3 protein-coding genes and 1 pseudogene are annotated in these 4,893 nt (G+C 59.9%); 3 read left to right on the top strand and 1 reads right to left on the bottom strand.

Translation table 11 applies throughout. The annotated features are described in order from the left end of the window. Nucleotides 1-163 (bottom strand): annotated as a pseudogene (locus WB528_RS16290) (leucyl aminopeptidase); the annotation flags it as partial. A 516-nt stretch (nt 164-679) separates the two neighbouring features. Here WB528_RS16290 and lptF point away from each other — a divergent pair. The 3 genes from lptF to WB528_RS16275 all read left to right on the top strand — a co-directional run. Next, nucleotides 680-1,849, top strand: a complete 1,170-nt coding sequence (lptF, locus tag WB528_RS16285) for an LPS export ABC transporter permease LptF (RefSeq protein ID WP_423889438.1) — start codon at nt 680-682, stop codon at nt 1,847-1,849. After that, complete coding sequence (gene lptG / locus WB528_RS16280; protein ID WP_423889437.1) at nt 1,846-2,943, top strand: LPS export ABC transporter permease LptG; 1,098 nt, start codon at nt 1,846-1,848, stop codon at nt 2,941-2,943. The genes lptF and lptG overlap by 4 nt, the downstream gene beginning before the upstream one ends. A 77-nt stretch (nt 2,944-3,020) precedes the next feature. Next, on the top strand, nt 3,021-4,893 hold a 1,873-nt coding region (locus tag WB528_RS16275), incomplete at its 3' end, for an LPS-assembly protein LptD (RefSeq protein WP_423889436.1).

The raw sequence follows: 4,893 nt of genomic DNA, 5'->3' as shown, positions 1-4,893 counted from the left end.
TGAACTGATTGGTTTCGGCCGCCTCCTTGATCAGGCCCGCGGCCGATCCCAAAACTTTACGCGTGGCGGGACCGAATTCGAGCCCATCGTCGCAAAAAACCACCAGGACGCCGCTCGGGGCAGCAGAAAACGGAACAAAGCCGACCTTGACGGCGTCGGTCATATGCAAATCCTCCAAGAATTCAGGGCTGTCGTGACATTCGAATCCCGTCGCGGCGAGCTGGTTTACGAATGTCAGAACCACGGGACACTAGCAAATACTGGATTTTAGCGCGGTTTTGGATTTGACCTTCGCCCGGAATGCACAGGTTGACATCAATGCGAACGTCGAATCCGCCCTGCCCGGCGAAAGACCGCTGACCCCGCCGCGAAAAGCCTTTTTCCCGGCAGCGATAGACCGTTCATCAGAACGGGTCGGCGCAGTATGGCCTGCCGTTCGCCGCGCTGCCAAGCATTAGTCAAAGCTCCTGCGCCCCAACCGTGGCGGCTAGGCAACTAGTTCAAAATATTAACTATATCCTAAGGCCGCCACGGCCCAGCCATTTTGTTGACGGATCAAAGGGATGGTAGTGAGAAAGTAATGCCAGCCTGAATAGCGCGGACCGGCCAAGGGGATCCCATCCGGGATGGGTCGTTTACCGCTCTAAAGGCACGCCAAGGTGGGACCATTCGGTTAGCGATGGGGTCGATCGACAGGTATATCTTTCGCACGACGCTTGCGTCGTTTGCGGTCGTCCTGGTCAGCCTGACAGGCGTGATCTGGATTACGCAGGCGTTGCGAGGCATCGACCTGATGACGAGCCAGGGCCAGACCATCCTGACCTTCCTCGGCATCACGAGCCTGGTCATCCCGGCGCTGGTTCTGATCATCTCCCCAATCGCATTGATGATCTCGATCTCGCACACGTTGAACAAGCTGGCGACCGATTCGGAAATCATCGTGATGAATGCGGCCGGCTTCTCCCCGGTTCGCCTGTTTCGTCCGTTTATTTTTGCAACCTGCGTGGTCGCACTCATGGTGGCCTTCATCGCCGCCTATCTCGCTCCGGAAGGCCTGCGCCGAATCAAGCAATGGGACGCCGAAATCACCGCCGACGTGCTGACCAATGTCTTGCAGCCGGGCCGCTTCGCCCAACTCGATCAGAATTTGACCATCCGAATCCGCGAACGGCAGCCGGGCGGCCTGCTGAAGGGGATCTTCATCGATGACCGTCGCGACCCGAAGGAACGCGTCAGCATTGTCGCCGACCACGGCACCGTGGTGAAGAATGCCGATGGATCGTTCCTGATTCTTGAGGATGGAAATCTCCAGCGTTTCGAAGCTGGCAAACGCGATCCCGCGCTGGTGGCGTTCGGCCGCTATGGCTTCGATATGTCGAAGTTCTCCAAACAGGGGCACGACGTCGCGCTTGGCATTCGCGAACGCTATCTCTGGGAATTGCTGTCCCCTGAAGACTCGGACCCGATCTATCGGCAGTTGCCCGGACAATTTCGCGCCGAGTTGCACGATCGCTTCATGTCGCCGATCTACCCGTTCGCATTTGCTGCCCTCACCTTTGCCTTTCTCGGCGCGCCGCGCACGACGCGCCAGAGCCGAAACTTTTCGATTGGGGGATCGATCCTTGCGGTATTCGGTTTGCGGATGGTCGGCTTCGCCTGCTCGGTCATGACGGTGAAATCACCGCTTGCCGCGCTCGTCCAATACCTAATGCTGGTTGCTGCGATCGGCTTAAGCTTCTGGATCATCATCGGCGGCATCGTGATCGAGCCGCCCGCAGGCTTGATCGAAGCGATTAATCGATCGAACGAGCGGATTCTACGGCTCTTCGGACGGCCGGCCGCAGCATGAGCATGGTCACCAATACGCTCGGGCGCTACTTCGCCGGCCGCTTCGTGATCGCGGCGCTGGGGGTTTTTGCAGCCATCTTCGTGCTTCTGGTGTTGGTCGATTACATCGAAATGGTGCGCAAGACGTCGGGATTGGTGGACGTTTCGGCGATTGCGGTGGCGGAAACATCGCTGTTCCGGGTGCCACAGCTGCTCGAAAAGATGATGCCGTTTTGCATCCTGATCGGCGCGATGACCTGCTATCTGGCGCTGTCGCGGCGGCTTGAGCTTGTGGTGGCGCGGGCAGCAGGCGTCTCGGCCTGGCAGTTCATCGCACCCGCCCTCGCCAGCGCGCTGGTGATGGGGGTCCTGGCCACGACCGCCTACAATCCGATGTCGGCCAACCTCCGCGAACTCTCCAAACAGATGGAGGCGAAACTGTTCGGCAACGCGCCCGGTGGTGGGGTACAGGACGCCGCCGGCTTCTGGATCAACCAGGTCAACAGCGACGGACAGGCCATCATCAACGCCGCCCGCAGCGAGCAACAGGGGGTCCGGCTGACCGGGCTGACCGTATTCCGCTTCGACAACGACAATCAGTTCAAGGAGCGAATCGAGGCGCAGCAGGCCACCCTCGAGGAGGGGTACTGGCTATTCAAATCGGTCCGCCGATACTCCCTCAACAGCCCGCCGGTCGATGAGGACAGCTTCACGCTCCCCACCAGCCTCTCTCCCGCCCAGGTCCGAAACAGCTTCTCCACTCCGGAAACTGTGTCTTTTTGGCAACTACCTGGCTACATCCGCTCATCCGAGAGCTCGGGGTTCGCCACGGCTGGCTATCGGCTGCAGTATCACAAATTGATCGCACAGCCTTTTTTGCTGGCGGCGATGGTCATGCTCGCGGCCAGCGTGAGCCTGCGCTTCTTCCGTTTTGGCGGTGTTCAGAAGATGGTTTTGAGTGGCGTGGGCGCAGGCTTTCTGCTCTACGTTTTGTCCAAAGTAACCGAGGATTTGAGCAAGGCTGAGTTGATGCATCCGATCGCTTCGGCGTGGCTGCCGGTATGTGTTGGCGGCCTCACCGGCTTTTTGGCCTTGTTGTACCAGGAGGACGGGTAGTGGCTGTTCGTGCCGCCCTCCAAGGAAGCTGGTCTGTGTTTCGGTGGCGTAAGTTTGTGCGCCGCGAAAGCTTTGCCATGACCCGCGTCCGTAAAGCTGTTTTTTCGGCCGCAACTGGCTTGCTGCTGTTCGGTGCGCTTGGGCTCGTGGCGGCACCGGCCGCCTTCGCGCAAAGTTTCACCTACAATCCGCGGCCCCCAAAGCCTGTCACGCAACGCCCGGCCAATGACGGTCAGATGCTCGTGCAGGCCAATGAGGTCGACTACGACTACAACAATTCGCGGGTGTCGGCGGTCGGCAGCGTGCAGTTGTATTACAACGGCACCAGCGTCGAGGCGGACAAGGTCATCTACGACCAGAAGACCAAGCGGTTGCATGCCGAAGGCAACATCCGCATGACCGACGTTGACGGCAAGATCACCTACGCCGACATCCTGGATCTGAGCGACGACTATCGCGACGGCTTCGTCGATTCGCTCCATGTCGATACCGCCGACGCCACCCGCATGGCGGCAACGCGCGCGGATCGCAGCAACGGCAACTACACGGTCTTCGAGAATGGCGTCTATACGGCATGCGCGCCCTGCAAGGACGATCCGAAGAAGCCGCCGCTGTGGCAGGTCAAGGGGATGCGCATCATCCACGACCAGATCGACAAGATGCTCTACTTCGAAAATGCGCAGCTGGAGTTCTTTGGTGTTCCGCTGGCCTATATTCCGTATTTCTCCGCGCCAGACCCGACGGTGAAACGCAAGAGCGGCTTCCTGACGCCGAACATTTCGAGCAACACCACTTACGGATACGCCGTCGAAGTCCCCTATTACTGGGCGATTGCGCCGGACTATGATGCGACCTTCAGCCCGCGCTTCATGACCCAGCAAGGCGTACTGATGCAGGCGGAATTCCGTCAGCGCCTGATGGACGGCTCCTATCAAATCCGCGCCTACGGCATCGACCAGCTCGATCCCGGCGCCTTCGCCGGCCAGCCGGGCGACAAGGAATTCCGCGGTGGCATCGAAACCAAGGGCGAGTTCGCACTGAACGATAAGTGGGTTTGGGGTTGGGAAGGCGTCGCGCTGTCGGACTACATGCTGTTGTCGGACTACAGGCTCTCGGTCTACCACGACGCGCTGAGTTCGTTCCTGACCCTGCCGACGGAAGCCCCGTCGCAGATTTTTCTAACCGGGGTCGGCAATCGCAGCTACTTCGATGCGCGCACGATCTATTACCTGAGCCTTTCCGGTAGCCAGTCGCAGGTGCCGGTGGTCTGGCCGGTCGTTGACTATTCCAATGTCATCAACCACTCGGTCTTGGGCGGCGAGGTCAGCTACAAGTCGAACTTCACCAACCTGACACGCGACAGCGCAGTCTTTGACGCGATCAATCCGGTGGCCGCCGCCAGCGGCTCATGTCTGAACAACACGGCCGATTCAGCCCAGAGCATCACCAAGCAGAACTGTCTGCTGCGGGGCATGCCGGGAACCTACACGCGGTTTTCGGGTGAAGTCGATTGGCGGCGTTCGTTCACCGACTCGGCCGGTGAAATCTGGACGCCGTTTGCCAGCGTCCGCGCCGACGCCATCAATGCCGACATCTCCAACCAGCCGGGCGTTGCCAGCTTCCTGCCTGTCGGCAATACTCAGGCGTTGCGCGTGATGCCGACGGTCGGCCTCGAATATCGCTACCCCTTCATCAACGTCCAGCCCTGGGGCTCCACCACCATCGAGCCGATTGCCCAGGTCATTATCCGCCCCAACGAGAGCTATGCGGGCAAATTGCCCAACGAAGACTCGCAGAGCATGACGTTTGACACTTCCAACCTGTTCGAGGTCGACAAGTTCTCCGGCTATGACCGTGTCGAAGGCGGCGGGCGGGCCAATGCCGGCGTACAGGCGACCACCCAGTTCGACCGCGGCGGATCGATCACAGCGGCGTTCGGCCAGTCCTACC

This window comes from Bradyrhizobium sp., assembly GCF_049586575.1.
Taxonomy (GTDB): Bacteria; Pseudomonadota; Alphaproteobacteria; order Rhizobiales; family Xanthobacteraceae; genus Bradyrhizobium.
This window is presented reverse-complemented; position numbering and strand designations above follow the sequence as displayed.

Coding starts and splice junctions, on each gene's coding strand:
- lptG (WP_423889437.1), top strand. CDS start 1,846: ATGAGCATGGTCACCAATACGCTCGGGCGCTACTTCGCCGGCCGCTTC.
- lptF (WP_423889438.1), top strand. CDS start 680: ATGGGGTCGATCGACAGGTATATCTTTCGCACGACGCTTGCGTCGTTT.